The following is a 26,509-nucleotide window of genomic DNA, read 5'->3' on the forward strand; positions in this document are numbered from 1 at the left end:
TTCCGCGTTGACTCATAGTCCACTAGAAATGTAGAGAATAGGGGCGAGCCCGCTTCCGGAGCCGCCGCGGCAATTTGAATCGCAGCTTGCGCCGCGTCACCAAACGCTAAAGCGCCACGATCCCGATCGTGGATTCGTCGAAGGAGTGACCGGATATGTCCATGGTCGCATTCCAGTTTTCCATCATGCCGCCTGTCGCTTCGGCCGCGCCGATGGCGCGCTGTACCTGTCGCGCCTGACGCGACGGGCCTGATGGTGAGCGCCTGACGCCGGGCGCCCCGCCGATCCAATCCTTCCCGGTTCCCGGACGCAGCCCCGCTTCCCGCGGCTGTGCTTACCCCCGGCTTTTGCCGTGACGGCGTGCGCGATCCTTTGCGCCGCACCGGGAGACCTGCACCGATTTTAAAGGTGGTCAGTCCATGAAACAATTCACAAAACGGATCGCCCGCTCGGTCCTGGCCGCTGCCGCCGTGCTGACGGCCGTCACCGTCGCCGGAAGCGCCGTGGCCGAACCGGTCACCATCCGCTTCGGCTTCGCCCAGGTCGGGGTGGGCAACCGCCAGTTCGGCAGCGGCAACACCGCGGCAATCCTGCATTCCAGAGGACTCCTGGCGGAGGAGTTCAGAAACGATCCCGACGTCAAACTCGACTGGTCCTTCTTCAAGGGCGCCGGTCCCGCGGTGAACGAGGCGATCGCCAATGATCAGCTCGATTTCGCCCTGCAAGGCGACCTGCCGTCGCTGGTCGGCCGATCGAACGGGCTGAAGACCAGGATTCTGGCGGCGAGCGGCCTGCGGTCGAACCTCTATCTGGCGGTGACGCCGAAAGCAGGCATCCGGTCCATCGCCGACCTGAAAGGCCACAAGGTGGCGCAGTTCCGCGGCACCAACCTGCAGCTGGCGACCGACAAGGTGCTGGCCGCCCATGGCCTGACCGAGCGCGACGTGAAATTCATCAACATGGACTTCGCCACAGCCACGGCCGCGCTCGCCACCGGCGACATCGACGCGGCGTTCGGGCAGGCCGATTTTCTGGCGCTCGACGGCCAGGGCGTCGCCAAGGTCGTCTACAGCACCCGCGGCGACGATCCGACCTTCACCCGCCATTCCCACCTGCTGGTGACGGAGGCGTTCGAGAAGGCGCATCCCGATATCACCTACCGCGTGGTGAAGGCGCTGGTGAAGGCGGCGGCCTGGGCGTCGGACGAGGCCAACCGCGAGGCGGTGTTCGGGGAATGGGCCAAATCAGGCGTTCCGGCCGAGACCTTCCGCGCCGATTTCGAAGGACAGGCGCTGGGCTACCGCAACAGCCCGCTGATCGACGACTTCCTCGTCGCCGCCTACCGCGATCAGGCGGAACGGGCCAAGGGCTACCGGCTGGTGCGCGGCGACGTGCAGATCGACGGCTGGTTCGAGCCCGCCTATGTCGACCGCGCCGTGGCCGAGCTGGGGCTGGCCGGCACCTGGAAGCGCTACGACGCCAAGGGGCATCAGCAGACGGCGGCGAAGTAACGCCCCACCGATCGAAGGAGTTCGCCCCATGACGAACCTCGAAATGAGCCGCGGCGCCTATGAAGCCGCCCGGATCGCCGGCAACGGACGCCTCGACCTGCGGGTGAATGGTAACCCGAAGCCGGCCGCCGCCGTCCTGCGGCCCACGCTGACCGCCCTTTCGGCCCTGGTCTTCCCGGCGGCCCTGCTGGGAATGTGGACGCTGTCGTCGCATTTCGGTTGGCTGCCGGCCCAGATCCTGCCGGCACCGGATCAGGTGGCCGCCACGCTGGCCGATCTCGCCGACAGCGGCGACCTGTGGTTCCACACCCGGATCAGCCTGCTGCGCGTGGTGGAGGGCTTCGCCCTCGGCGGAGCGGCGGGTTTGCTGCTGGGCATCGCCATGGGCTTGTCGCAGCGGGTGCGCTGGACCGTCGAGCCGCTCTTCACCGCGCTGGCCCAGGTGCCGCCATTGGGCTGGATCCCGGTTCTGATGCTGCTGGTCGGCATCGACGAGGGGCTGAAGCTGCTCATCATCGCCAAGGCGGCGCTGATCCCCGTGGCGCTGAACACCCACAAGGGCATCCGCAACGTTCCCGACAGCCTGCGTGAGGTCGGGTCGGTCCTGACCTTCGGCCCCTGGGCGACGCTGACGCGGATCGTCCTGCCGGCGGCGGTGCCGTCGATCTTCACCGGCATACGCTATGGCCTGACCAGCGCGTGGCTGGCGCTGGTGGCGGTGGAGCTGCTCGCCTCGTCGGAGGGGCTGGGATACCTGATGGTGTGGGGCCGCCAGCTGTTCCAGCTGGACATGGTGATCGCCGCGATGCTGGTGGTCGGGCTGATCGGCTTTGCACTGGACTGGACCCTTTCCTGGGTCGAAGGCCGCCTGCAACGCTGGGAGCTGGCCGGATCATGAGCACGCTCGACCATCCCGCCGCTTCCCGCGTCTCGCGCCGTCTCCATGGTCTGATGCCCGTGCTGGCCCTGCTGGCGGGGTGGGAAGCCGCCAGCCGCAGCGGCCTTGTCGATCCGAAGCTTCTGCCGTCGCTGATGACCGTCGCCGGGCGTGCGGGGCAGGAGCTGGCCGAGGGGCGGCTTGTCGTCGATGTGGCGGCCAGCCTGGCCCGCGACATCGCCGGCTTCACCATCGGCAGCCTCGCCGGGATCCTGGTCGGATTGCTGCTCGGCCTGTCGCGGCTGGCCGACCGGCTGATCGGCCCCAGCTTCAACGCCGTCAAGCAGATCGCGATCTTCGCCTGGATCCCGCTGATCTCGGTGTGGTTCGGGGTGGGGGAGGAGGCGAAGATCGCCTTCATCGCGCTCGCCGCCTTCACGCCCGTCGTGGTCAACACATGGGAAGGTGCCCGCGCCGCGCCGCCAAAGCTGGCGGAGGTCGCCCGCGTGCTGGAGTTCGGCCGCTGGCGGACCTTGCGGCTGGTCACGCTGCCGGCGGCGCAGCCCGCCATCTTCGCCGGGCTGCATCTGGGCCTGATCAATGCCTGGCTCGCCACCGTCGGCGCCGAATATTTCATGACCGTCGGTCCGGGCATCGGCGGGCTGATGACCGAAGGGCGCGAGCATTTCCACATGGACCTCGTCCTGCTCGGCGTCCTGCTGCTGGGGCTGATCGGCCTCGCCCTCAACACCCTTGCCACCCGGCTGGAAGCGCGCGCCCTGCGCTGGCGCCGCCGAGCTTAAGTCCCTGAGCCTGATAAGGAGCGTTCCCGTCATGGCCGACATCATTCGACCAAGCCATCACTCCGTCCACCACGCCACGGCACGCGGCGCGCTGGAGATCCGCGGACTGACCAAGCGCTATCGCGTGTCCGGCACTCCGTTCACCGCCTTGCAGGACATCGACCTGTCGGTGGCGCCGGGTGAGTTCGTCTCCATCGTCGGCGCGTCCGGCTGCGGCAAGTCGACCCTGCTGCGGCTGATCGTCGGGCTGGAGCGGCAGTTCGACGGCGACATCCGTCTGGACGGCCGTCCCATCGCCGGACCGGGTCTGGACCGCGCCATCGTCTTCCAGGAACACCGCCTGTTCCCCTGGCTGACGGCCGAGGAGAATGTCGCGCTGGGTCTGCTGAAATCGCCCCGCCCTGCCGCGGACAAGCGCCGTCTGGTGCGGGAACATCTGGAGCTGGTGGGGCTGGGCGCCTTTGCCGGGGCCTATCCATCGCAGTTGTCCGGCGGCATGTCGCAGCGGGTCGCCATCGCCCGCGCCCTGGTCAACCGCCCGCGCATCCTGCTGCTGGACGAGCCCTTCGGCGCGCTCGACGCGCTGACCCGCAGCCACTTGCAAGCCGAACTTCTGCGCATCGTCCGGGCGGAGGGCATCACCGCCATCCTCGTCACCCACGACGTGGAGGAGGCGCTGTATCTGGGCGACCGCGTGGTGGTCATGCACCCGCGTCCCGGCCGGATCGCCAGCATCATCCCGTCCGGCCGCCTGCCTGCGGCGGAGGATGGCAGCGGCAGCCCGCACCATGGCCATGGGCACGATCGCGCCGATCCGACCTTCGTCCGCCTGCGCGAGGCCGTGCTGGCCGAACTCGGCGCCGGACATGCACAGACGCCCGTCCGGCGAGCCGCCTGACCCGCGTAATTCCCGCCCAATCACAAGTCCGAACCACAAGACAGACAACCAACCACAAGGATCATCTCATCATGACGACTCTGACGGCCGACATCGCCACCCTTTCCGAGACCTCGCCGGCCGGTTTCGGCCTCGACATCCGTCCCATCGGCGGACGCATCGGCGCGGAGGTGCATGGCTTCCGCCTGTCCGGCGACCTGCAGCCCGCCACCGTCCGTGCCATCCGGCAGGCGCTGACCGAGCATAAGGTCCTGTTCTTCCGTGGCCAGACCCATCTGGACGAGGCGGAGCAGGAGGCCTTCGGCCGGCTGTTCGGCGATCTGGTTTCCCACCCCACGGTGCCGTCGCTGGCCGGGACGGAGCATGTGCTGGACGTCGACGGCAGCCGGGGCGAGCGCGCCAGCTCCTGGCATGCCGACGTCACCTTCGTGCCGGATTACCCGTCCATTTCCATCCTGCGCAGCGTCGTGGCGCCCGGGCGCGGCGGTGACACCATGTGGGCCGACAACGTGTCCGCCTACAACGAACTGCCGGAGCCGTTGCGCGAACTGGCGGAGAAGCTGTGGGTGGTGCATTCCAACGTCTACGATTATGTCGGCGACCGCCAGAACCGGTCGGAGCAGGCGCTGCATCGCTACCAGACCGTCTTCACCTCCACCCGCTACGAGACGGAGCATCCGCTGGTCCATGTTCATTCGGAAAGCGGGGTGAAGGCGCTCATTCTCGGCCATTTCGCTCAGAGGATCGTCGGCTTGACCAGCACCGATTCCCGCCTGCTGCTGGATCTGTTCCAGGGTCATGCAACCCGGCCGGAGAATGTGGTGCGCTGGCGCTGGAGCCCCGGCGACGTGGCTGTGTGGGACAACCGCACCACCCAGCACCGCGCCGTCGACGACTATGACGACCAGCCGCGCGTCGTCCGCCGCGTGACGGTCGCCGGCGCGGCCCCCGTGGCGGTCGGCGGACGCCGCAGCTTCTCCCGCTCGGTCGTCCACGCGAACGCCGCCGCGGCGTGATGTGGCCTGGGGAGGGGGCCGCGGCGTTTGCCATGGCCTCCACCCCGCCGCCATCATCGAGGTCGCCAATCCGGCGCGGATGTGGCACATGCGATGGCGCGCACCGCCGATGCGCACGTCGTCCCATGTCCCGTCAGGAGGCTGCCATGCCCGTGCCGTCCACCGCCCGCTCTTCCGCTTCCGACCGGCTGGAGGCGGCTCTCTCCCGGATTGCCGATCCGGAGCGGCAGGGCTCCCTGGTGTTCACCGAGGTCTATGCGGAGGAGGCGCGCGCCGCCGCCATGGCCAGTGACCACCGCGCCGCCCAGGGCCGGCCGCTGGGGCCGCTCGACGGGCGCATCGTCTCGGTCAAGACGCTGTTCGACGTGGCGGGCGACACCACGGCAGCCGGGTCCGCCATCCTGCGCGGCCGGCCGGTTGCGGCGCGCGACGCCCGGGCGGTGGCCCGGCTACGCGCGGCGGGTGCGGTGATCGTCGGCCGGACCCACATGACGGAATTCGCCTTTTCCGCCGTCGGCATCAATCCCCATTACGGCAATCCCGGCAATCCGCATGACCGCTCGCGGGTGCCGGGCGGCTCCTCCTCCGGGGCGGTGATCTCGGTGGTGGACGGCATGGCGGAGATCGCGCTGGGCAGCGACACCGGCGGCTCGCTGCGCATTCCGGCAGCGCTGTCCGGCGCCCTCGGCTTCAAGCCCTCGGCCGGGCGCCTGCCGGCCGAGGGGGCGTTCCCGCTGTCGCCGACGCTGGACGTCATCGGGCCGATTGCCGCGACCGTCGCCGATGCGGCCTTGCTGGACAGCGTGCTTTCCGACGGCGACCCGGCGCCGCTGGCTGCGCTGCCGGTTGCCGGACAGTCCTTCCTGGTGCCGCGCGGCCGGCTGTTCGACGGTGTCGAGCCTGCGGTCGCCGCTGCCTTCGAGGCGGCGCTGGACCGGCTGCGCGCGGCCGGTGCCCACATCGCGGACGGGTCCATCGAGGCGGAATTGGAGGCGCTGGCGGAGTTGGACCGCATCGGCGTCTTCACTGCCATCGAGCTGGCGGCGACGCTGGCCGATCTCGGCATCACGGCGCTCGACGGCATCGATCCGAAGACCCGCGCGCGGATCGAGGCCGGCGGCAAGGCACCCGCCGCCGACTTTGTCCGGATGCAACGCCGCCGCGCCGAATTGATCCGGCTGATGGACGAGCGGTTGACCCGGCATCCGGTCCTGCTGCTGCCGACCGTGCCGATGACGGCCCCCGCCATTGCCGACGTGCTGGACGACGCGACCTTCCACCGCGTCAATCTGGCGCTGCTGCGCAACACCCGCATCGCCAACCTGTTCGACCTGCCGGCCATTTCCCTGCCGGTGCCGACCGACGGCCTGCCGGTCGGGCTGATGGCGATGGGGCGGCGCGGCAGCGATCGCAGCCTGCTGGGCATCGCCGCCGGGATCGAATCTGCGCTGCGGGGGTGATCCCAAAGCGAGGATGTGACCAACGTGGGGCCGGGAATTTTACGCGCAGGAATCCCGGTCCCGCACGTATCACTGGTGAGGACGTGTGTCGTTGCTGAAGAGTATGAAATAAAATTCATAAATAACCGCTTCGTGACTCCCAAATGACCATTCATCGTCACAGGCGGTGGCAAAGAGTGGGTACAGGACAGAATCCAGTTCATTTCGCATAAAGTCGCTGCCTATTGTCTCCAGGCGGTCCGATGACGACTGCAGACGAGAGCTGAACGCCGTCAATGATGACGGCCGGTAGCCATCCGGTTGTGCTGGAAATATTGGCGCTGAAATCCCGGGTGGCAATCAGCTGAAATGCTTGGAGACTACTTATGGCTAACAACTTCGCCACTGATTCGCTCAAGTCCGTGATGTCCAAGGCTGCCACCGGCCCGACCTCTTCCGTCGCGACCTCCGACAGCGCAGTTGCCGAGTTCCGAGCCCACCAGCCTCTGCACCAGGATACCCAGGGCGACGCCTCCACCGGCGGCACCACCGACACCACCGCCCAGCATGGCACGCCGACGCTGTCCGACAGCGCCATCGCCGAACTGAAGGCCGCCTATGTCGCGGTCGAACACGCCATTGCCGAGGCCAAGAGCGGCACGACCGGCAGCACGACCGACACGACGGGTACGGACAAGGCGGTCACGGATACGGCAGCCACGGATACTGCCTCGACCGACAAGACGCCCACCGATGCGGCCAGCCATAAGACCGCCGACTCGTCCACGCACCAGCCGCCGGCCGGTCCGCTGGTGAAGGTTCTGGCCGACGCCACCGGCGAAACCACCGCCACCGTTCAAGGCGTGCTGCAGCAGGTTCGCGCCGTGCTGCACCAGGAACACCTGACCGACGCCTCCGGCCATAATTCCGGCCATGCCGGGACGACTGACACGACGGCCGACGCCAAGTCGTCCACGGGCACCTCCACCGTCACGGAAAACACCTCCACGGCGACGGACGACGCAAAGACCGGCAACGCCCCGCATTGGCACGACCGTCTGATCGCCCAGCATGACGGCTCCGGCACCGCAGGCTCGACGGATGCCGCCGGCAGCCAGGGTGGGGCCGACAGCGGCAGTGCCATCTGGCAGCATTTCCTGAACCACTATGCCTCCGGCGACAGCGCGGTCACCAGCAACGCCGGCGTGGTCGCGGCGGTCGACGAATTCGCCGACACCGTCCAGTCGCTGCACCTCGACCACGGCCATGGACAGATGCATGACCATGGCGGTGCCGACGGTGCTCATCTCGGCACTGCCGCCTGACCGGTGCTGCGCCCTTCCATCTGATGGGAGGGCGCAGCCTTTTCAGAATGTGATTTGTCATCCTGCCCCAACGGTCCTACTGTTCGGTATCGATGAAGGACTGGCTTGGATAAGCAATCGATGGACTCTACCCCCGGCATGCTGGACAAGATGACGCCCGAACAGGAACGTCATTTCGAATCCCAACTGGAGCAGGATGACGGGACGGAAATGCGGCGGGTGCTCCGCGCCGGTGTTCCGGTCTACTATACCCGGGACGACACGCCGCCGGGCTGCGTCATCAAGGAATATCCGGGAGGGCGGAAAGAGCTGGTCGACTTCTCGACCGGCGACGAACGCTTGGTTTCACTGCTCACGGCATGATCCGACCGCAGATCTGGGTGCTTGCCGGGCCGAACGGTGCGGGCAAGTCGACCATCGCCCGTCGCTTCGTTATCGGACGAATTCCGTTCGTGAATGCCGACGACATCGCGCGCGATCTCAATCGGGACGATGTGAACAGCATCTCGGCTCACATGCGGGCCGGCCGTCTTGCCTTGGAGCTTCGCGGAGGTTTCCTGCGTCGGAATGAAACCTTCGCCATGGAAACAACGCTGACCGGCAACAGCGAGTTGGCTTTGATGCGCCAAGCGCGGGAAGCCGGTTATAAAGTCAATCTCATCTTTGTCGGCATCGGTAATGTTGCGATCTCCGTCGCGCGCGTTCGGACGCGCGTTCTCCTGGGCGGTCATGACGTACCGAGGGAGGCCATTCTTCGTCGCTATGGGCGCAGCATGGCGGCTCTGGCAGAAGCGGTTGCCATCGCCCATCGAACCTGGGTCTTCGACAATTCCGGCGGACAACGGCGCCTGCTGCTGAAGCGCGAAATGGACCGGACAACCAAGCTGGCCTCAGATCTTCCCGCTTGGGCACTCGCTGCCATTCCGCCGGACCTCAGAACATCCAACGGGTAGAGTTACGGCTCCCGAACACCGGCTTCACGACAGCCCGTATTTCCTGATCTTGTCGTGCAGCGTGGTCTTGGCGACCTGCAGTTCCTCTGCGGCGCGGGCGAGGCTGTGGTTGGTGCGGCGCAGGGTGTCGGCGATCAGGGCGCGTTCGAAGGCTTCCACCGCCTCGGCCAGCGGGCGGCCGGTGGCGGGGTGGGTGCTGGCGAAGGGCGGGAAGCCCTGTTCGATCCCCAGGACGCAGCGGTCGGCGACATTGTGCAGCTCGCGCACGTTGCCCGGCCAGTCGTAAGCCATCAGGCGGCGCATGCGCTCGGCATCCGGTGGCGGGACCGGGCGGCCGTGGCGGGCGGCGGCCTGCAGGGTGAACTGTTCGAACAGCAGCGGGATGTCCTCGCGCCGGTCGCGCAGCGGCGGCAAGGGCAGGTTGGCGACGTTCAGGCGGTAATAGAGGTCGGCGCGGAACTGTCCGCGGTCGGCCAGCTCGCGCAAGTCCACCTTGGTCGCGGCGATCACCCGGCAATCGACAGGAACGGGGGTGTTGGAGCCCAGCCGCTCCAGAGTGCGCTCCTGAAGCACGCGCAGGAACTTGATCTGTACCGGCATCGGCATGCTCTCGATCTCGTCGAGGAACAGGGTGCCGCCGTTGGCGTGCTCCACCTTGCCGATGCGGCGCTTGCCGGCCCCGGTGAAGGCGCCGGCCTCGTGGCCGAAGATCTCGCTGTCGATCAGGCTTTCCGGCAGGCCGCCGCAGTTGATGGCGACGAAGTTTCCGGCGCGGCGCGGGCTGGCGTCGTGCAGGCAGCGGGCGGCAAGCTCCTTGCCGGAGCCGGTTTCACCGTGGATCAGCACATCGGCGGCCGAGTTGGCGAGTTCACCGATCAGTCGGCGCACCCGCTCCATCTGCGGCGATCCGCCGACCAGCCGCGCCTCGATGCTGTCGCGGTTCTGCAGGCGGGCGCGCAGGTCGCGCACCTCCAGGGTCAGGCGGCGCTTTTCCAGGGCGCGGCGCACCACCTCGACCAGATAGTCGGGGGAGAAGGGCTTCTCGATGAAATCGTGGGCGCCGAGCTTCATCGCCTGCACCGCCATCGCCACGTCGCCATGGCCGGTCATCAGCACCACCGGCAGGTCGGGGTCGGCAGCCAGCAGCTCGGCCAGCAGCGCCATCCCGTCCATGCCCGGCAGGCGGATGTCGGTGACGACGATGCCGGGAAAGCCGTCGGCCACCAGCCGGCGGGCCTTCTCCGCGCTGTCCACCGCCTGGGTCGGGATGTCCTCCAGCTCCAAAGCCTGCTGGCAGCCGAGGCTGACATTCGGGTCATCCTCGACGATGAGGACCTTCAGAGCGTTGGCGGCAGCGTCGGACATGGAAACTCTCCGGCCTGGACGGCGGTCTGGTCGGTGGGCAGGGTGGCGGCGGGAAGGTCGATGGTGAAGACCGCTCCGCCATCCGCACCATTCGCCCCGGTCAGGGCGCCGCCGAAGTCACGCACGATCCCGGCCGAGATGGCAAGTCCCAAGCCGAGCCCGCCACCGCCCTCTTTCGCTCCGTCCTTCGCCGCCTCCTTGGTGGTGAAGAAGGGCTCGAACAGGCGGGGCAGCACGTCGGCGGACAGGCCGGGGCCGTTGTCGGCCACCTGAATGCGGACCCGGCGGTCCTCGGTCCGGGCGGTGAGCGTCAGTATGCCCCCCTCGCGCCCGGCCAGCGCGTCCAGGCCATTGGCGACCAGATTGACCAGCACCTGCTCCAGCCGGTTGGGGTCGCACAGCGCCACGACCTCCTCCGGCACGTGGAGATGAACGCCGACACCGGACCGCCGCAGCCGCTGATCCAGCAGGAACAGCGCATTGTCGATCGGCCGGCGCACCGCCACCGGGCGAGGAGCGCCGGAGGATTTGCGGGCAAAGGATTTCAGCTGGCTGGTCAGGGCGCCCATGGAGTCCACCAGACTGGCGATGCGCTCCAGATTGCCCTTCGCCGCGTCGAGATTGCCGCGCTGGAGGAACTTGACGCTGTTGCCGGACAGGGTGCGGAGCGCCGCCAGCGGCTGGTTCAGCTCATGCGCCAGACCGGCGGAGAGCTGGCCGATCACCGCCAGCTTGCCGGCATGGACAAGCTCATCCTGGGCGGCGCGCAGGTTGCGGGTGCGCTCCTCCACCTTGCGTTCAAGCTCGTGCAGGTGGCGGCGGCGCTGCACCCACATCAGCAGCAGGATGCCAAGGAAGGCGCTGCCGACCGCGGCCAGCGCGGCGCGGGTCCAGGCCATGCCGGTCACCTGATCCACCGGCGACAGCACGGTCATCGTCCAGCCGGTGCCGTGCAGCGGCGCGGTCTGGGCCAGGAAGCCGCCGGACACCGGGAAGACGGTTTCCTCCAGCTTCCCCTCGGCCGGGCGGGGGAGGCGGACCAGTTCGGCGTCGTCGACGATCCGGATTACCGACGTCAGGCCCAGCGGCGGCAGCGGTCGGGCGTTGTATTGCAGGGTCTGGTCGAAATGCCGGCGGGTCGGCTCGTCCATCGGCCGCAGGGTGGTGAATTTCCAGGAGGGGACGGAGGCGAGGATCACCACGCCGTTTTCGTCGGTGACCAGCACCGGCGCCTCCACCGTCGACCAGCTTTGCTCCAACTGCTCCAGGCTGACCTTCACCACCGCGACGCCGACGATGGCGCCATCCTCCGACAGGGGCGAGGACAGGTAATAGCCGGCTTGCCCCCGCGTGGTGCCGACGCCGAAGAAGCGGCCCTGGCGGCCGGCGGCGGCCTCGACGAAATAGGGGCGGTAGGACAGATCCTCGCCGATGAAGCTGTCGGGGCGGTTCCAGTTGCTAGCGGCCAGCACCCGGCCCTGGCGGTTCAGCACATAGATCGACAGGGTGCCGGCCCGCTCGTTCAGCCGCTCCAGATAGCGGTTCAGCCCCCAGGCCAGCGGCGCCCTGCCGGTGACGAGGTCGAGGACGTCGCGCTCCAGCCCCAGCGTCGCCGGGAAATAGGCGTATTTGTCGATCTCGCGTTCCAGGCTCTCGGCATAGAGGTCGAGCCGGTGGTGCCCGGTCTCCTGCAGAGCGGTCAGCCCCATTCCCTCGCTGACCCGGAAGCCGACGACACCAGCGAGCAGGGCCAGACCGGCGAGCGCCGGCAGCAGAAGGCCGATGGTGCGGAGGCGTCTGGCTAATGGCATGAAAAAGGCGGGCAGGGACGGGGGCCGCTGCATCATAGCAGAAACCCCCGTCCAATGGCCCGCCCGTCTTCCGGACTGGTCCCTCGGGATATCGGTCAGGATGTCAGCCCGTCACTCGGCAGCGGCCGGGGCGGGCAGGGCGGAGCCGGTCTCTTCCTCGTCCTGCTCGGTGCCGATGGCGTTCTCCCACTTGGCGACGACGGTGGTGGCGATGGCGTTGCCCAGCACGTTGGTGGCGGTGCGGCCCATGTCGAGGAAATGGTCGATGCCCATGATCAGCAGCACGCCGGCCTCCGGCAGATGGAACATCGGCAGCACGGCGGCGACCACCACCAGGGAGGAGCGCGGAACACCGGCGATGCCCTTGCTCGACACCATCAGCACCAGCAGCATGACGATCTGCTGTTCCAGCGTCAGCGGGATGCCATAGGCCTGGGCGATGAACAGCGACGCGAAGGTCGTGTAGATCATCGAGCCGTCGAGGTTGAAGGAATAGCCGAGCGGCAGGACGAAGCCGATCACCCGCTCCTTCACGCCCAGCGTCTTCAACTCCTCCATCACGCGGGGATAGGCGGATTCGCTGGACGCGGTGGAGAAGCCCAGCAGCATCGGCTGGCGCATCGCCTTCACGACGCGGAACACGTCGCCCCTCAGCACGACGAAGCCGGCGAAGACCAGCGTCGCCCACAGGACCGCCAGCGTCAGATAGAAGCTGCCCATGAACTTGCCGTAGACGGCCAGCACGCCGAGTCCCTGGGTGGTCACCACGTTGGCGACCGCGGCGAAGACGCCGATCGGAGCGAAGCGCATGACATAGTCGGTGACCTTCAGCATCACCGGCACGACCTCTTCGATCGAGCGGGCGAGCAGGCCGGCCTTGGTGTCGCGCAGCTGGCCGATGGCGAGGCCGACGAAGACCGAGAAGATCAGGATTTGCAGGATCTCGTTGTTCGCCATCGCTTCGAAGAAGTTGCGCGGGAACAGGTGGGTCAGGAAATCCTTCAGGTTCAGGGCGGACGTCTTCAGGCCGGCGCTGGCCCCGGCATCGGGCAGCGGCACGCCGACATTGGCCCCCGGCTGCAACAGGTTGGCGAAGATCAGCCCGATGAACAGCGACGCGAAGGACGCCATCAGGAACCAGCCGACCGCCTTGCCGCCGATGCGGCCGACTGTGCGGGCATCGCCCATGCCGGCCATGCCGGCGACCAGGGTGGCGAAGATCAGCGGCGCGATGATCATCTTGATCAGGCGCAGGAAGATGTCCGTCACCATCGCGAAATAGCCGGCGATCTCCTTGGCCGCCGCCGCGTCGAACAGGCTGTTGCAGACATAGCCAGTGACGATGCCCAGCAGCATGGCGACGATGATCAGCGTCGTCTGTTTGTTCATGGTCCTGTTACCTCACCTTTCCCGCCCGCCTCGATGCGCCGGCCGGGTTGCGGTCGATGGGAAGACCGGCCCCGAACGGGTCGGGACCGGGTGGCGGAACGGGTCAGCCGGCGGTCGCCAGCAGCCGCGGCCGGGTCAGCACGTCCGGCCGCAGCACCTCGGCCAGCGCGGCGGCGGTCATCAGGCCGCGCGCCTCGACCAGCTCGGCGACGCCCTTGCCGGTGCGGTGGGCCTCGGCGGCCACCTCGGTGGCGTTGGCGTAGCCGATGTAGGGGTTGAGCGCCGTGACGATGCCGATGGAGTTGCGCACGGCGGCCTCCAGATGGTCGCGGTTGGCGGTGATGCCGTCGACGCAGCGGTCGGCCAGCACCAGGCAGCCCTGGCGCAGGTGGGTGATGCTCTTGAACAGGCTGTGCGCGATGATCGGCTCGAAGGCGTTCAGCTGCAGCTGTCCGGCCTCGGCGGCGAAGGTCACGGTCATGTCGTTGCCGATCACCTCGAAGGCGATCTGGTTGACCACCTCGGGGATCACCGGGTTGACCTTGCCCGGCATGATCGAGGAGCCGGCCTGCCGCGCCGGCAGGTTGATCTCGCCGAAGCCGGCGCGCGGGCCGCTGGACAGCAGGCGCAGGTCGTTGCAGGTCTTGGACAGCTTCACCGCCACCCGCTTCAGCACGCCCGACAGCTGGACGAAGCTGCCGCAATCCTGCGTCGCCTCCACCAGATTGGGGGCGGTGACGACGGGGACCCCGCTGATCTCGGCCAGACGGCGGCAGACCAGCGCCGCATAGTCGGGATGGGCATTGATGCCGGTGCCGATGGCGGTGGCGCCCAGATTGATCTCACGGATCAGCAGGGCGGCCTCCTTCAGCCGCTCCTCGTCCTCGGCCAACATGACGGCGTAGGTGGAGAATTCCTGGCCCAGCGTCATCGGCACGGCGTCCTGCAGCTGGGTGCGGCCCATCTTCAGGATGTCGCGGAACTCGTCGGCCTTGCGCTGGAAGGCGGCGCGCAGATGACCCATCGCCTCCACCAGCCGGAAGATGCCGGTGTAGGTCGCCAGTTTCAGCGCCGTCGGATAGACGTCGTTGGTCGACTGGCTCATGTTGACGTGCTCGTTGGGGTGCAGCTGGGCGTAGTCGCCGCGGCCATGGCCCAGCAGTTCCAGCGCCCGGTTGGCGATCACTTCGTTGGCGTTCATGTTGGTCGAGGTGCCGGCCCCGCCCTGGATCACGTCGACGACGAACTGGTCGTGCAGCTTGCCGGCGCGGATCTCGCGACAGGCGGCGGCGATGGCGTCGGCCCGCTCGCCGTTCAGCAGACCCAGTTCATGGTTTGCGCGGGATGCTGCCATCTTGATCTCGGCCAGCGCGCGGATCAGATCGGGATAGTGGGAAATCGGCGTGCCGGTGATCGGGAAATTCTCGACAGCGCGCAGGGTGTGGACGCCGTAATAGGCGTCGGCCGGGACCTCGCGGTCACCCAGCAGGTCATGTTCAGTGCGCGTTGTTGCTGCAGACATCGGACGTTTCGCTCCCTTGGTTGAGACCGCCCCGTCTTCGCGGGGCGCAACCGGTAAGGAGCAACCGCCATGCCAGCGCAGGCGGGCATGACGTCGCGGTCTAAGCCATTGATCTTTCTGCGTATGATTGCTGGTGAGAGCCGCGATCGTTCGGATTTCCGAATGCGCCCGCCATTGAGCGTCCGGAAATCCGAACGTGGCGGATCATTCGCCGAGGCGGTTGGTCCAATCCTCCACCCGGCCGCTCTCGACCCGGCGCTGAGCCAGGGTGCGCCAGCCGGCCGCCAGCGGCTCCAGCTCGGCGATGCCGGCCAGCGTCGGGAGGTCGCCGGTGTCGTGGTAGAAGGCGCGCAGGATGCGGGCCAGCGGCCAGTCGGGCAAGGGGCGCTCGATCAGGGAGATTTCGTCGCCGGCGGCAGCGATGCCCGGCTCCAGCACGCGATAATACCAGCCGGTCCGGCCGGTGGACTGAACCCGCCGCGCCATGTCCTTCACGCCGAAGCGGTGGTTCAGCTTCCAGCAGGGCTGGCGGCCCTGGCTGACCTGCAAAACCGCCGTGCCGATGCGGAAGACGTCGCCGACGCAGACCGTCTCCTCGGTCAGGCCGATGGTCGACAGGTTCTCGCCGAAGGCGCCGACCGCATCCAGCAGCGGGGTGGGGGCGGGCAGGTCGGCGCGCCAGGCGGCATAATGGTCGAAGGGGTAATGGTGGATCGCCTTGTCCGGCCCGCCATGGTTGCGGCGGTCGGCCTGCTCGTCGCCCTCCAGCCCGATCGGACCGATGGCGACCGCGGCGTCGGTCGGATGCTTGCCGATTGCGCTGAGCGTGTCCGGCCGGCCGAACGGCACCGCCTTGCCGGTCAGTACCGCATTCAGCACCGCGTTCGTCATCATGGGCTTCGTCATTGGCCGTTCTCTCCGGTCTTTTCGTTTCGCCTGCCGTCCCTTATCAGTTTCGGGCCGTCCGTGCCATCAGGGAGCCCAGCCGCACCATGCCCGTCTTTGCCGCCAACCTGACGATGATGTTCACGGAGTGGCCGTTCCTGGACCGCTTCGACGCCGCCGCCGATGCCGGATTTCGGGCAGTCGAGTATCTGTTCCCGTACGACCATGCGCCGGACGAGGTGGCCCGGCGGCTGCAACGCAACGGGCTGACCCAGGCGCTGTTCAACATGCCGCCCGGCGACTGGGCCGCCGGAGACCGCGGGCTGGCCGCCCTGCCGGAGCGGTTCGAGGAGTTCCGCGCCGGGGTCGCCAAGGCGCTGGACTATGCGGCGGCGACGGACTGCCGACGGCTGCACATGATGGCCGGGCTGGCCGATCCCGCCGATCCGGTGGCGGTCAAGGCGTACCGGCGCGCCGTGGACTACGCGGGCGAGGCGCTGGCGGCGCGCGGAATCGAACTGCTGCTGGAACCGATCAACGGCCGCGACATGCCGGGATATTTCCTGAACGATTTCGGTCTTGCCGAGCGGCTGATCGCCGACTCCGGCCTGCCCAATGTCCGGTTGCAGTTCGACCTCTACCACCGTCAGATCCTGCATGGCGACGTGACCATGGCGCTGCGCCGGCTGATGCCGCTGACCGGCCATGTCCAGATCGCCTCGGTTCCGTCGCGCAACGAGCCGGACGGCGAGGAGCTGAACTGGCCCTTCCTGTTCGGGGAGTTGGACCGGCTGGGCTATGGCGGCTTCGTCGGCTGCGAGTACCGGCCGAGGGCCGCCACGCTGGAGGGGCTGCGCTGGTTCGCCCCCTACCGCGCGGCGGCGGGGCAGAACCGCTAGTCCAGCTTGTGGACGAAGTGGTGGCAGCCGATCCGATAGCGCTTGCCCATATAGACACGGTGGGCATCGCTGCGCTCCGGACCGACGCCGGAATCGAGGTGCAGCGCCTTGCAGTCCAGCCTTTCGGCCTCGGCCTTCGCCCAGTCGAGGATGAGGGAGGCATAGCCCCGGCCACGATGCTCCGGCAGGGTCGCCATGTCGACGATGTAGAAGGACTTGCCCAGCCAGAGGGAATATTGCAGGCGGAATCCCATGACGCAGGCGGCCGGCCCGCCCGCTTCGGGGATGATGCCGGCGAGGCGATAGCCGTTCGGCCGCAGCATCGTGTCGATGATGCGGGTCATCTCGGCCGCATCGTATTTCGGCCAAAGCACCTGCAGGGCCGGCACCGCCGACGCCGTATTTTCTTCGGTAATCTCGATGATCTCCGGCTGCACGATTCTTCCTCTTTGTTCCGGTCCCGTCGGCAGGATGGTCCGGATGGGGAGGAGGTTGCAAGGCCAGCTTGGGCGTGGCTGCCGTGCTGCGTAGTCAGCCGACGGTGAGGACGATCTTGCCCTGGACATGGCCATCGGCGGCGCGCTCGTGCGCCTTCCGTGCATCGGCCAGCGGGAAGACGCTGTCGATGACCACGCGGATGGTGCCGTCGTCGAGGAGCTTTCCGATTTCCGTCAACTGGGCGCCGTTCGACCGGACCTGGGTGGCCGACACGGTGACGCCCAGCTCCGCCGCTTCCCTACCGGCGTCGAAGCCCAGCGGGAAAATCGGGAACAGGGCGCCGCCGCGCTTCAGCGTCGGCAGGAAACGGCGGCTGGCCGGGCCGCCGACCGCGTCAATGACGAGATCGGCCCCGCGCACGACGTCCTCGGGCCTGGTCCTGGTGTAGTCGATGACCTCGTCGGCGCCGAGATCGCGCAGCAGCGCCTCGTGCCGGCCGGAAGCCACGGCGATGACGTGCGCACCCTTCCATTTCGCGATCTGCAGAGCCAGATGCCCGACGCCGCCGCCGGCGCCGTTCACCAGTACGGTCCTGCCGGCGAGCGGCACCGGCCGATGCTGATCCGGCTGGAGCGGATTCGGCTGGTCATGGCCGAGATCGACCAGGAACTGCCATGCGGTCAGCAGCGACATCGGCGCCGCGGCGGCATGCACATGGTCGATGCCCGGCGGCTTGATCCCGACCTCCGATGCCGGGACGCTGACATACTCGGCATACGCCCGGCTGTCGCCGGCGAGGCCGACGGGGAAGCGGACCATCGCATAGACCTCGTCGCCGACCGCGACGGTCCCGACATCATCGCCGACCGCTTCGACCATGCCAGAAATGTCGGTTCCGGGGATGATGGGGAAGGAGACCTTCGGCCGCCATTCGGACGGAAGCATCCGGTAGCCGTCGCGCAGATACCAGTCGGGGGGATTGAGGCCCACCGCGTGGACACGGACCAGGACCTCGCCCGCTTTCGCCCGGGGTTTCGGCGCGTCTTCATAGACCAGGACCTCCGGACCGCCGAAGGCGTGCAGCCGCACCGCTTTCATCATTTCGCTCATCTCAGACTCCTTGGGAGAGGATCGGACCTGGACGAGCATATGATCGGCGGTTCGTGATTGATAATCGGCCTGGATATCGGTTCAATTATGCCATGAAGGAACAAATTGGCCTGGAACGGCTGACCGGGCTGATCGCATTCGCGCGCGCCGGATCGCTGGGCAGCTTCACCGCCGCCGCCCGCTCTCTGTCGATCTCACCCTCCGCCGTCAGCAAGAGCGTGCAGCGGCTGGAGCAGCGGCTCGGGGTCTCGCTGTTCACCCGCACCACGCGCTCGCTGAGCCTGACGCCGGAGGGGCGTGAGTTGCATGAACGCGCGGTAAGACTGCTGCGCGACGCGGAGGAGATCGAGCAGGCGGCCATGGCGGCGCGATCCGAGCCGTCCGGCACCCTGCGGGTCGCGGCTCCACTGCCGATCGGCGTCCATGTGATCGCGCCGGCATTGCCCGCCTTCCGCAAGCTTCACCCAAAGGTGACGGTCGATCTGCGCCTGAACGACCGCATGGTCGACATCGTCGAGGAGCGGATCGACGTCGCCGTGCGTATCGGCGAGCTGGCGGATTCAGGGCTGCTGTCGCGCCGGCTGGCGCCGTACCGGCTCTGCTGCTTCGCCTCGCCGGACTATCTGGCGGCGCGCGGCATGCCGATGCACCCCGACGAGCTGGACGGGCATGACACCGTCCTTCTGCGCTTTCAGAGCACGGGGCAGGCGCTGCGCTGGCCCTTCCTCATCGGCGGACGGCTGGTGGAGGTCGTGCCGCCGGCCGGCATCGTTGTCGACGTCAGCGACGCGCTGGTCGCAGCACTGGCGGCCGGCGGAGGCATCGGCATGGCCGCGACCTTCATCGCCGGCCCTCTGGTGGCGCGCGGCGAGCTGGTCCCGGTCCTGCCGGACTTCGCGGTCGAGCGGAACAACATCACGGCGCTCTGGCCGGAAAGCCGCCACACCAACCCGGCGGTGCGCGCCTTCCTGGCCCTGTTGCACGAGGTGTTTCAGGAGCGGATGACGGCAGCCGGCTTTCCGGCCTGAGCCTTTCCGTCACTCCAGCGGCTTCAGTTCGCCCAGCAGGGTCGGCAGCAGTTCGGCTACGGTGGGGTGGATGTGGACGGCGCGTTGCAGGGTGGGGTAGGGCGCCTTGGCGTACATCATGTCGAGGACGCCGTGGATCGCCTCGTCGCCGCCGGGGCCGAGAATCGCAGCGCCGAGGATCTCCTGGCTGTCGGCATCGACGACGATCCGCATGAAGCCGTCGGCCTCGCCCTTTTCCACCGCGCGGCCGACGCGGGTCATCGGCCGCTGGCCGACCAGCGCCCGCCGGCCGGAGCGGCGGACCGCCTCGTCGGTCATGCCGACGCGGGCGAGCGGCGGGTCGGTGTAGAGCGCATAGGCCTGGATGCGGTCGTCGACGCTGCGCGGATCCTCGTCCAGCAGGTTGGCGGCGACGATCTCGAAATCATTGTAGGCGGTGTGGGTGAAGGCGCCGCGCCCGTTGCAGTCGCCCATCGCCCAGATGCCCGGCACGTTGGTGCGCAGCCGGTCGTCCACCGTGACATAGCCGCGGGAATCCATCGCCACCCCGGCGCGGTCGAGGCCGAGGTCGCCGGTGTTGGGCGTGCGCCCGACCGCCAGCAGCACATGGCTTCCCACCACCGACGGGCTGCCGGAGGTGCAATTCACCCCGACCTCGATGCCGTCGGCGTGGGGAGCGAAGCGGATGCAGTCGGCCGACAGGCGGACGGTCACCCCCTCTTTCTCCAGCAGCTCCCGGATGGCGTCGGAGACGTCGGGGTCCTCGCGGGCGATCAGACGCTCCCCCTTCTCCACCACCGTCACCTCGGCGCCGAACCGGCGGTACATCTGGGCGAATTCCAGGCCGATGTAGCTGCCGCCGACCACCACCAGATGCCGCGGCACATGGTCGAGGTCGAGGATGGTGCCGCTGGTGAGAATATCGACGTCATGGATGCCCGGCATGTCCGGCACCGCGGCACGGGCGCCGACATTGAGGAAGATGCGCTCGGCCGTCAGCAGCTCGTCGCCGACGCGCACGCTGTTGGCCGATTCGAAGCGGGCATGGCCCTGCAGAACGCGGCAGTTCGGCATGCCGCGCAGCCAGCGCTCGACATTCTGGCGCGAGCGGCCGGAGACGGCGTCCTTCCGCGCCTTGACCCGCGCCATGTCGATGCGCAACGGGCCGTCCAGCATCACGCCATATTCGGCGGCGCGCTGGGCCATCCGCGCCACGCGGGCGCTGGCGATCAGCGTCTTGGTCGGGGTGCAGCCGGTGTTGACGCAGGTGCCGCCGAATAGCTTGCGTTCGATGACGGCCACGCTCATGCCGGCGGCGGTGAGGCGTTCGGCGAGCGGCGGTCCGGCCTGGCCGGCTCCGATGATGATGGCGTCGACCATGGCGGGCTCCTGCGGCCTGATGCGTTCGTTGGGGAAAGGCGTGGGGAAGGATGGTAGCGCCGGTTCCGCGGCCTTCTCAACCAACCCAAGGTATGACTGGTGCCGGCACGTCCAGATCGTTCAAGAAGCGGGATGCATCGGCAGGCAAGCTGCGGGAATGGGAACGGCACATCCCGAGGTTGGAGACGGGCGCATGGGCGCGGATTGGGCGGGCGCGGAGTGGAGCGGTTCGCAGGCGGCGGGCCGGGCGGCCGAGCGGCGGCTGGGCGTGCTGGCGATTCCGCTGGCGCTGACCGTGTTCGTCATCGACACCTTCACCGACATCGAAAGCGCCATCGCGGTCCTGTATGTCCTGGTGCTTCTCCTGGCGGCCACCGCGCTGTCCCGGCGGGGGATCCTGCGGGTGGCGGCCGGCTGCGCGCTGCTGGCGGTGCTGTCCTTCTTCCTGTCGCACTGGCACGACATGGACCTGTCGTCGGTGCTGCGCTGCGGCGTTTCGCTGGCGGCCATCCTGATCACCGGTGCGCTGCTGGTGCGGGACCATGACTCGCGGGCATTGCTGGTCCGGGCCAACAACGCGCTGGCGCGCAGCGAACGGCGTTATCGCGGCATGTTCGAGCAGGCGCGCATCTCGCTGTGGGAACAGGATTTCACCGCCGTGACGGCGGCGCTCGACGCGCTGCGGGCGGACGGGGTGACGGACATCGCCGCCCATGCGCAGGCCAATCCCGGCTGGGCGCGGGAGATGGGGGCGTCGGTCGTCACCACCAACGTCAACGACGCCACCCTGGAACTGCTGGGCGCCACCGCACGGGCGGAGGTGCTGGGGCCGCTCGAACGCTTCCTTCCCGCCGAGGATCCGGCGCTGCCGCAGATACTCCTGGCGCTTTGGGAGCGGCGCGACCGCTTCGAGGGGCGGGCGCAGCTGATCGCCGCCGACGGGCGCACCCTGACGGTGCTGCTGGGCATCAGCTTTCCGGACGACGGTGTCGGCTTCGACCGGGTCGTGGTCGGCGTCGTCGACATCACCCAGCGCGAACGCACGCAGGAGGCGCTATTGGCGGCGCAGGCGGAACTCGCCCGCGCGGCGCGCGCCGCCACGCTGGGCGCTTTGTCCGCCTCCATCGCCCACGAGCTGAACCAGCCGCTGGGCGCCATCGTGCTGAACGCGCAGGCCTGCCTGCGCTGGCTGCGCCGAGACCCGCCGGACGTCGAGACCGCCGTCAAGGCGGCGGACCGCATCGTCCGCGACGGCAAGCGCGCCGCCGACATCGTCCAGCGGACCCGCGGCATGCTGGTCAAAAACACCCGCTGCGACGAGACCATCGACCTGCGCCAACTGGTGGAGGAGGTGGCGCTGCTGCTGGAGCGCGAGTTGTCGGCCGCCGCGACGGTGCTGGTCACCGGGTTCGCGCCCGACGTGCCGACGGTGCGGGGCAATCGGGTCGGCTTGCAGCAGGTGCTGGTCAACCTCGTCACCAATGGCCTGCACGCCATGGCGGAGGCGGGGAGCCCGCGCCGCGAACTGACCGTCACTGTCGAGCGTGCGGGGGACGGCAACGAGGTGAGGGTGGCTGTCCGCGACCGCGGCCGGGGCATCGACGAGGCCAGCCGCGCCCGCCTGTTCGATCCCTTCTTCACCACCCGGCCGGACGGCATGGGCATGGGGCTGTCGATCTGCCGGTCCACCGTCGAATCCTGCGGCGGCACGCTTACCGCGCACAACCATGCGGAAGGTGGGGCGGTGTTCGAATTCACCATACCCGCGGCTTTGCCCGAGCCCCCGGCATCTTCCAGGCCGCTGCCCGCGTTTTCCGCATCGCCGGCCGTTCCGCCGGCGCCGGCACGAGAGGACTGACCGCCATGCCACAAAGCCCCGCCCCATCCCCTCTCACGAACGACCCGCTGGTTCTCGTCGTGGATGACGATGCCGGCATGCGGGAGGCGGTGGTCGATTTGCTGCGGTCGGTCGGCATCGAAAGCCTCGCCTTCGGCAGCACGGCCGAACTGCTGGCGGCGGCGGTTCCCGACCGGCTGGGCTGCCTGATCCTGGACGTGCGGCTTCCCGGCCTGGGCGGGCTGGAGTTCCAGACCAGGCTGGACAGCCTGGGCATCGCGCTGCCCATCGTCTTCATGACCGGTTTCGCCGACGTGCCGATGTCGGTGCGGGCGATGAAGGCGGGGGCGACGGATTTCCTCATCAAGCCCTTCCGCGACCAGGACATGCTGGACGCGGTGGAGGCCGCGATCGCCCGCGACCGGTCCAGGCGGCGCGATCGGGCCGCTGCGATGACGGTGGAATCGCTGGCCGCGACCCTGACCCCGCGGGAGCGCGAGGTGATGGCCGAGGTGGTCAAGGGCCGGCTGAACAAGCAGATCGCCGGCGATCTCGGCATCAGCGAGGTGACGGTGAAGCTTCACCGCGGCAAGGTGATGCGGAAGATGCAGGTGCGCTCGGTCGCCGACCTCGTCCGCAAGGCGGAGGTGCTGGACCCGGAGGAATAGGCCCCCGACGGGTAGACCTAGGTGTGGTATCTCCCCGCGGTCCCGTCCGGCTAGGATGCGCGTGGCGCCAGGGAACGGCGCCACCATCCGGTCGAGGCATCACGAATTGTCCAACGCACCCCTGATAGCGGTGGTCGATGACGACGAGGCGATCCGCGAGGCGCTGGACGACCTGCTGCGGTCCGTCGGCTTCCGCTGCCGGTCCTTCGTCTCCGCCGAGGATTTCCTGGCGCAATTCCTGACCAGCGCCGACCGCGGCGATATCGACTGCATCATCCTGGACGTCCGCATGCCCGGCCTGTCCGGGCTGGAGATGCAGGAGCGGCTGAACGCCGACGGCGGTGGACATCCGCCGATCCTGTTCATGACCTCCTATGCCGACGAGACCACGCGGGCGCGGGCCATCGGCGGCGGCGCCCGCGACGTGCTGGGCAAGCCGGTGGACGCCCACATCCTGATCGCCTCGCTGAACAGCGCCATCGCGGCGGGGTGACGGCCGGGGGCGGCCTGCGCGTGTGCGGGGCAACCCGATCGCTCCCTCTTCTGATCTGTTGTGCTCCGTCGATTTCCCAACGAACCTGCCGGGCCGCAAATGGCGATCGCATGGCAGCGTTCGGCAATCCCTGACGGTTAAGGATTGAGCGGGGCCGGACGGGAGACGGAGCAATGACGGTCGCAACCCACAGCACCAAGGCCGGGATTGGAGCGCCATGAGCTTCCTGATCCGCCTGCTGCTGCTCGTGTTCCTGGCCCTGGTACCGGTCTGCGCCCTGGAGGTCTGGAACCAGATCGACCTGCGCCGCCAGCGTTCGGAGGAAATCCACGAGCATGCGCTGCAGCTTCTCAGCCTGCTCGGCGGCGAGCAGCAGCGCCTCGTCGAAGGCGTGCGCCAGATGCTGGAACTGCTGGCCGAGACGTCGGCCGCGCAGGCTCTCGATGCGTCGGCCTGTCAGGCGCTGCTGACGCGCACCGGCGCACGGATCGCGGATTACCTGTCGATCAACCTCACCGGCACGGACGGGGTCATCCTCTGCTCCACCAACGCGGCCCTGGCCGGACGGACCATCGCCGACCGGATGCATGTGCGCGCCGCCCTGGAAAGCGGCGGCTTCACCGTCGGCGAGTTCATCCGGCAGCGGCACAACGGCAAGCCCGCCATGCCGTTCGGCCTGCCGATCCGCCGCAACAGCGCCGATGGTCCGCCGATCGGCGTGGTCACGGCGCTGATCGATCTCGGCTGGCTCGAACGCTATCTTTCCGAACATCCCCTTCCCGACAATGCGTCGCTGCTGGTGGCCGACGGCAACGGCACCGTGCTGGCCCACGTGCCGGCAAGTACCGGACTTGTCGGCACCGTACTTCCGCAGCGGTTCCGCCCCCTGCTGGACGCCGATGCCGTGGGCACTGCCCAAATGATGGGGATCGACGGCGTCGAGCGGGTGTTCGCCTATGTGCCGCTGTCCGCCGGGGTCCGGCATATCTTCGTGGCCATCGGCATCGACCATGACGCTGCGATGGGCAGCATCGACGACGCGCTGGAACGGTCGCTGATCTGGATCGCCGCCACGCTGGTGCTGGGCCTGCTGGCGGCGTACCTGATCGCCAAACGCCATATCCATCAGCCGGTGACGGCGTTGATCGCAGCGACCGAACGCTGGCGTTCCGGTGACCGCTCCGCCCGCGTCGGCGCGGTGGACGGCCCGGAAATGAGCCGGCTCGGGCTGTCGTTCGATGCGCTGGCCGAAGACCTCGACCGGCAGATGCAAGCCAACGAGGCGGCGTCCGTCGCGTTGCGCGCCAGCGAGGAACGGCTCCGCGCCCTGGTCGAAAACGCGCCGCACATGATGTGGGTGAACCATCCGGACGGCACGCTGGAGTTCGTCAACGCTGCCTTCCGCGCCTACACCGGCCGCATGACGACCGAGGCCAACCGGATGGAAGACCTCCATCCGGACGATGTCGGGCATGTCCAGGCGATCCGCGCCCGCGCCATCGCCGTCGGCGCGCCGCACGAATACGAACTGCGACTGCGCCGGGCCGACGGAGCCTACCGGTGGCATCTCAGCCGCACCCATCCGATCCACCAGGGCGGACGGATCGTCGCCTGGTATGGCGGCGCGGTCGACATCCACGACATCCACCGCGCCCGTGACGCGGCGGAGGAAGCCGGCCGCAGCAAGAGCCGCTTTCTCGCCGCCGCCAGCCACGATCTCCGCCAGCCGATGCAGTCGATCCTGCTGTTCGCCGAGGTGCTGCGCCCGCACCTGACCGACGGCCCCGGACTAGACGCGCTGGGCCGTCTCCAGCATGGTCTGGAAATTCTCAAGGGGCTGCTGGACGGGCTGCTCGACATCTCCCGTCTGGACGCCGGCATCGTGGCGCCGCAGCTGGAGGAGTTCCGCGCGTCGGATCTGCTGAGGAGCCTGGACGACGCCTATGCGCCGCTCGCCCAGGAAAAGGGGTTGGACTGGCGGGTGGTGCCCTGCCACACGGCGATCCGCAGCGACCGCGTCCTGCTCGGCCGCATGCTGCGCAATCTGGTGGAGAACGCCATCCGCTACACCGACCGGGGTGGGGTCACGGTCGAATGCACCCTGCAGGCCGATCATCTGCTGATCGGGGTTCGCGACAGCGGATGCGGCATCCCGGCCGATCAGATCCACCGCGTCTTCGAAGAACTGTATCAGATCGAGAATCCCGAGCGGGACCGCAACCAGGGGCTGGGGCTGGGGTTGGCGATCGTCTGCCGCCTGTCGGACCTGCTGGATCATCCCGTCACCGTGCATTCACAGTCCGGGCAGGGGTCGCTGTTCAGCATCGCCGTGCCGCTCGCCACCGAAGACCGCGCCGCGGAACCCCAGCCCGCCGAAGCGGCGCCAGCACCGCCGGAGCGGGGGGAAACGCGGCTGGCGGTGGTCGTCGACGACGACCCCATCGTCCTGGCCGGAATGGAAAGCATCCTTCACGCCTGGAATTTCGACGTGATCGCCGCCGATTCCACCGACCATGCAGTGGAGAGCCTGGAACGGGACGGGCGGCGGCCGGACATCCTCATCGTCGACTATCGCCTGCGGGACAAGCGCATCGGCACGGAGGCGATCCTGCGCATCCGCGCGATGCACGATCCGGGCATTCCCGGCCTGATCGTCACCGGGGAGATCGGCACCGAACCGCAGAACGATGCGCTCAGATACGGTTTCCACCTGCTACACAAGCCGGTCACCCCGCGCACGCTGGCCGCGGCGCTCAACCGGCATCTGGCGGGGAGCGATGGCGAAGACCGAACAGCGGTCGCCGACGGCGCCGGTCGACCGTCAGCGGACCTCTGAGTTATCGGTGGGAGCAATGACACTCC

23 protein-coding genes are annotated in these 26,509 nt (G+C 68.3%); 15 read left to right on the top strand and 8 right to left on the bottom strand.

Annotation, left to right across the window (positions count from 1 at the left end):
• The first annotated feature begins 419 nt into the window (after window positions 1-419).
• The 9 genes from M5E06_RS27230 (at window position 420) to M5E06_RS27270 (ending at window position 8,822) form a co-directional block, all read left to right on the top strand.
• Window positions 420-1,511 carry an ABC transporter substrate-binding protein gene (locus M5E06_RS27230; protein ID WP_252140912.1) on the top strand — a complete coding sequence of 364 codons (1,092 nt, stop codon included), beginning with the start codon at window positions 420-422 and terminating at the stop codon, window positions 1,509-1,511.
• Window positions 1,512-1,539: 28 nt separating this feature from the next.
• Entirely contained in the window at window positions 1,540-2,409 is an 870-nt protein-coding gene (locus M5E06_RS27235) for an ABC transporter permease (protein ID WP_252140913.1), read from the top strand.
• Window positions 2,406-3,191: an ABC transporter permease gene (locus M5E06_RS27240; RefSeq protein WP_252140914.1), complete on the top strand. Its 786-nt coding sequence runs from the start codon at window positions 2,406-2,408 to the stop codon at window positions 3,189-3,191. Before M5E06_RS27235 ends, M5E06_RS27240 begins: the two co-directional genes overlap by 4 nt.
• Window positions 3,192-3,222: 31 nt before the next feature.
• Window positions 3,223-4,089, top strand: coding sequence for an ABC transporter ATP-binding protein (locus tag M5E06_RS27245; protein ID WP_252140915.1), 867 nt, complete (start codon window positions 3,223-3,225; stop codon window positions 4,087-4,089).
• A gap of 71 nt (window positions 4,090-4,160) precedes the next feature.
• Window positions 4,161-5,105: a TauD/TfdA dioxygenase family protein gene (locus M5E06_RS27250; RefSeq protein ID WP_252140916.1), complete on the top strand. Its 945-nt coding sequence runs from the start codon at window positions 4,161-4,163 to the stop codon at window positions 5,103-5,105.
• Window positions 5,106-5,251: 146 nt separating this feature from the next.
• The gene (locus M5E06_RS27255; RefSeq protein ID WP_252140917.1) at window positions 5,252-6,565 is read left to right on the top strand and encodes an amidase; all 1,314 of its coding nucleotides are present in this window, start codon (window positions 5,252-5,254) and stop codon (window positions 6,563-6,565) included.
• 365 nt (window positions 6,566-6,930) lie between these two features.
• Window positions 6,931-7,869, top strand: coding sequence for a hypothetical protein (locus M5E06_RS27260; RefSeq protein WP_252140918.1), 939 nt, complete (start codon window positions 6,931-6,933; stop codon window positions 7,867-7,869).
• A gap of 138 nt (window positions 7,870-8,007) precedes the next feature.
• The gene (locus M5E06_RS27265) at window positions 8,008-8,232 is read left to right on the top strand and encodes a hypothetical protein (RefSeq protein ID WP_252140919.1); all 225 of its coding nucleotides are present in this window, start codon (window positions 8,008-8,010) and stop codon (window positions 8,230-8,232) included.
• Complete coding sequence (locus M5E06_RS27270; RefSeq protein ID WP_252140920.1) at window positions 8,229-8,822, top strand: ATPase; 594 nt, start codon at window positions 8,229-8,231, stop codon at window positions 8,820-8,822. Before M5E06_RS27265 ends, M5E06_RS27270 begins: the two co-directional genes overlap by 4 nt.
• A 24-nt stretch (window positions 8,823-8,846) precedes the next feature.
• Here M5E06_RS27270 and M5E06_RS27275 read toward each other — a convergent pair whose 3' ends face one another.
• The 5 genes from M5E06_RS27275 to M5E06_RS27295 form a co-directional block, all read right to left on the bottom strand.
• Window positions 8,847-10,187 (bottom strand): sigma-54-dependent transcriptional regulator, encoded by a 1,341-nt coding sequence (locus M5E06_RS27275; protein WP_252140921.1) that lies wholly within the window; start codon window positions 10,185-10,187, stop codon window positions 8,847-8,849.
• Entirely contained in the window at window positions 10,160-11,998 is a 1,839-nt protein-coding gene (locus M5E06_RS27280) for a sensor histidine kinase (protein WP_252140922.1), read from the bottom strand. The genes M5E06_RS27275 and M5E06_RS27280 overlap by 28 nt, the downstream gene beginning before the upstream one ends.
• A 111-nt stretch (window positions 11,999-12,109) precedes the next feature.
• The gene (locus M5E06_RS27285) at window positions 12,110-13,387 is read right to left on the bottom strand and encodes a dicarboxylate/amino acid:cation symporter (protein ID WP_252140923.1); all 1,278 of its coding nucleotides are present in this window, start codon (window positions 13,385-13,387) and stop codon (window positions 12,110-12,112) included.
• A 103-nt stretch (window positions 13,388-13,490) separates the two neighbouring features.
• A complete protein-coding gene (aspA, locus tag M5E06_RS27290) occupies window positions 13,491-14,909 on the bottom strand; it encodes an aspartate ammonia-lyase (RefSeq protein WP_252140924.1) in 1,419 nt (472 codons plus the stop codon).
• Window positions 14,910-15,113: 204 nt separating this feature from the next.
• On the bottom strand, window positions 15,114-15,815 hold the full coding sequence (locus M5E06_RS27295) for an MOSC domain-containing protein (protein ID WP_252140925.1): 702 nt from the start codon (window positions 15,813-15,815) through the stop codon (window positions 15,114-15,116).
• An 86-nt stretch (window positions 15,816-15,901) separates the two neighbouring features.
• Between M5E06_RS27295 and otnI the strand changes: the two genes are divergently transcribed.
• A complete protein-coding gene (gene otnI, locus M5E06_RS27300) occupies window positions 15,902-16,693 on the top strand; it encodes a 2-oxo-tetronate isomerase (RefSeq protein WP_252140926.1) in 792 nt (263 codons plus the stop codon).
• Here the strand turns inward: otnI and M5E06_RS27305 are convergent.
• Entirely contained in the window at window positions 16,690-17,130 is a 441-nt protein-coding gene (locus M5E06_RS27305; protein WP_252140927.1) for a GNAT family N-acetyltransferase, read from the bottom strand. The genes otnI and M5E06_RS27305 overlap by 4 nt on opposite strands.
• A 94-nt stretch (window positions 17,131-17,224) precedes the next feature.
• Window positions 17,225-18,241, bottom strand: coding sequence for an NADP-dependent oxidoreductase (locus M5E06_RS27310; protein ID WP_252140928.1), 1,017 nt, complete (start codon window positions 18,239-18,241; stop codon window positions 17,225-17,227).
• 92 nt (window positions 18,242-18,333) lie between these two features.
• Here M5E06_RS27310 and M5E06_RS27315 point away from each other — a divergent pair, with 92 nt between their 5' ends.
• Window positions 18,334-19,269 carry a LysR family transcriptional regulator gene (locus tag M5E06_RS27315; RefSeq protein WP_252140929.1) on the top strand — a complete coding sequence of 312 codons (936 nt, stop codon included), beginning with the start codon at window positions 18,334-18,336 and terminating at the stop codon, window positions 19,267-19,269.
• 9 nt (window positions 19,270-19,278) lie between these two features.
• Here M5E06_RS27315 and M5E06_RS27320 read toward each other — a convergent pair whose 3' ends face one another.
• Window positions 19,279-20,649 (bottom strand): FAD-containing oxidoreductase, encoded by a 1,371-nt coding sequence (locus M5E06_RS27320; protein WP_252140930.1) that lies wholly within the window; start codon window positions 20,647-20,649, stop codon window positions 19,279-19,281.
• A 193-nt stretch (window positions 20,650-20,842) separates the two neighbouring features.
• Between M5E06_RS27320 and M5E06_RS27325 the strand changes: the two genes are divergently transcribed.
• The 4 genes from M5E06_RS27325 to M5E06_RS27340 all read left to right on the top strand — a co-directional run bounded on the left by M5E06_RS27325 (window position 20,843) and on the right by M5E06_RS27340 (window position 26,483).
• Window positions 20,843-22,507, top strand: a complete 1,665-nt coding sequence (locus tag M5E06_RS27325) for a sensor histidine kinase (protein WP_252140931.1) — start codon at window positions 20,843-20,845, stop codon at window positions 22,505-22,507.
• A 5-nt stretch (window positions 22,508-22,512) separates the two neighbouring features.
• Window positions 22,513-23,154 (top strand): response regulator transcription factor, encoded by a 642-nt coding sequence (locus M5E06_RS27330; RefSeq protein WP_252140932.1) that lies wholly within the window; start codon window positions 22,513-22,515, stop codon window positions 23,152-23,154.
• 106 nt (window positions 23,155-23,260) lie between these two features.
• Window positions 23,261-23,647, top strand: coding sequence for a response regulator transcription factor (locus tag M5E06_RS27335; protein WP_136701843.1), 387 nt, complete (start codon window positions 23,261-23,263; stop codon window positions 23,645-23,647).
• Window positions 23,648-23,864: 217 nt separating this feature from the next.
• On the top strand, window positions 23,865-26,483 hold the full coding sequence (locus M5E06_RS27340; protein ID WP_252140933.1) for an ATP-binding protein: 2,619 nt from the start codon (window positions 23,865-23,867) through the stop codon (window positions 26,481-26,483).
• Window positions 26,484-26,509: the final 26 nt, after the last annotated feature.

The organism is Azospirillum sp. A1-3 (assembly GCF_023806445.1).
Lineage (GTDB): Bacteria > Pseudomonadota > Alphaproteobacteria > Azospirillales > Azospirillaceae > Azospirillum.

Excerpts from the sequence above, each read along its gene's own strand:
- M5E06_RS27295 (WP_252140925.1), bottom strand. The coding sequence starts at position 15,815 with ATGACGAAGCCCATGATGACGAACGCGGTGCTGAATGCGGTACTGACC.
- aspA (WP_252140924.1), bottom strand. The coding sequence starts at position 14,909 with ATGTCTGCAGCAACAACGCGCACTGAACATGACCTGCTGGGTGACCGC.
- M5E06_RS27320 (WP_252140930.1), bottom strand. The coding sequence starts at position 20,649 with ATGGTCGACGCCATCATCATCGGAGCCGGCCAGGCCGGACCGCCGCTC.
- M5E06_RS27285 (WP_252140923.1), bottom strand. The coding sequence starts at position 13,387 with ATGAACAAACAGACGACGCTGATCATCGTCGCCATGCTGCTGGGCATC.
- M5E06_RS27250 (WP_252140916.1), top strand. The coding sequence starts at position 4,161 with ATGACGACTCTGACGGCCGACATCGCCACCCTTTCCGAGACCTCGCCG.
- M5E06_RS27275 (WP_252140921.1), bottom strand. The coding sequence starts at position 10,187 with ATGTCCGACGCTGCCGCCAACGCTCTGAAGGTCCTCATCGTCGAGGAT.
- M5E06_RS27265 (WP_252140919.1), top strand. The coding sequence starts at position 8,008 with ATGCTGGACAAGATGACGCCCGAACAGGAACGTCATTTCGAATCCCAA.
- M5E06_RS27255 (WP_252140917.1), top strand. The coding sequence starts at position 5,252 with ATGCCCGTGCCGTCCACCGCCCGCTCTTCCGCTTCCGACCGGCTGGAG.
- M5E06_RS27245 (WP_252140915.1), top strand. The coding sequence starts at position 3,223 with ATGGCCGACATCATTCGACCAAGCCATCACTCCGTCCACCACGCCACG.
- M5E06_RS27330 (WP_252140932.1), top strand. The coding sequence starts at position 22,513 with ATGCCACAAAGCCCCGCCCCATCCCCTCTCACGAACGACCCGCTGGTT.
- otnI (WP_252140926.1), top strand. The coding sequence starts at position 15,902 with ATGCCCGTCTTTGCCGCCAACCTGACGATGATGTTCACGGAGTGGCCG.
- M5E06_RS27315 (WP_252140929.1), top strand. The coding sequence starts at position 18,334 with ATGAAGGAACAAATTGGCCTGGAACGGCTGACCGGGCTGATCGCATTC.
- M5E06_RS27325 (WP_252140931.1), top strand. The coding sequence starts at position 20,843 with ATGGGCGCGGATTGGGCGGGCGCGGAGTGGAGCGGTTCGCAGGCGGCG.
- M5E06_RS27260 (WP_252140918.1), top strand. The coding sequence starts at position 6,931 with ATGGCTAACAACTTCGCCACTGATTCGCTCAAGTCCGTGATGTCCAAG.
- M5E06_RS27280 (WP_252140922.1), bottom strand. The coding sequence starts at position 11,998 with ATGCCATTAGCCAGACGCCTCCGCACCATCGGCCTTCTGCTGCCGGCG.
- M5E06_RS27270 (WP_252140920.1), top strand. The coding sequence starts at position 8,229 with ATGATCCGACCGCAGATCTGGGTGCTTGCCGGGCCGAACGGTGCGGGC.
- M5E06_RS27235 (WP_252140913.1), top strand. The coding sequence starts at position 1,540 with ATGACGAACCTCGAAATGAGCCGCGGCGCCTATGAAGCCGCCCGGATC.
- M5E06_RS27240 (WP_252140914.1), top strand. The coding sequence starts at position 2,406 with ATGAGCACGCTCGACCATCCCGCCGCTTCCCGCGTCTCGCGCCGTCTC.
- M5E06_RS27310 (WP_252140928.1), bottom strand. The coding sequence starts at position 18,241 with ATGAGCGAAATGATGAAAGCGGTGCGGCTGCACGCCTTCGGCGGTCCG.
- M5E06_RS27340 (WP_252140933.1), top strand. The coding sequence starts at position 23,865 with ATGAGCTTCCTGATCCGCCTGCTGCTGCTCGTGTTCCTGGCCCTGGTA.
- M5E06_RS27230 (WP_252140912.1), top strand. The coding sequence starts at position 420 with ATGAAACAATTCACAAAACGGATCGCCCGCTCGGTCCTGGCCGCTGCC.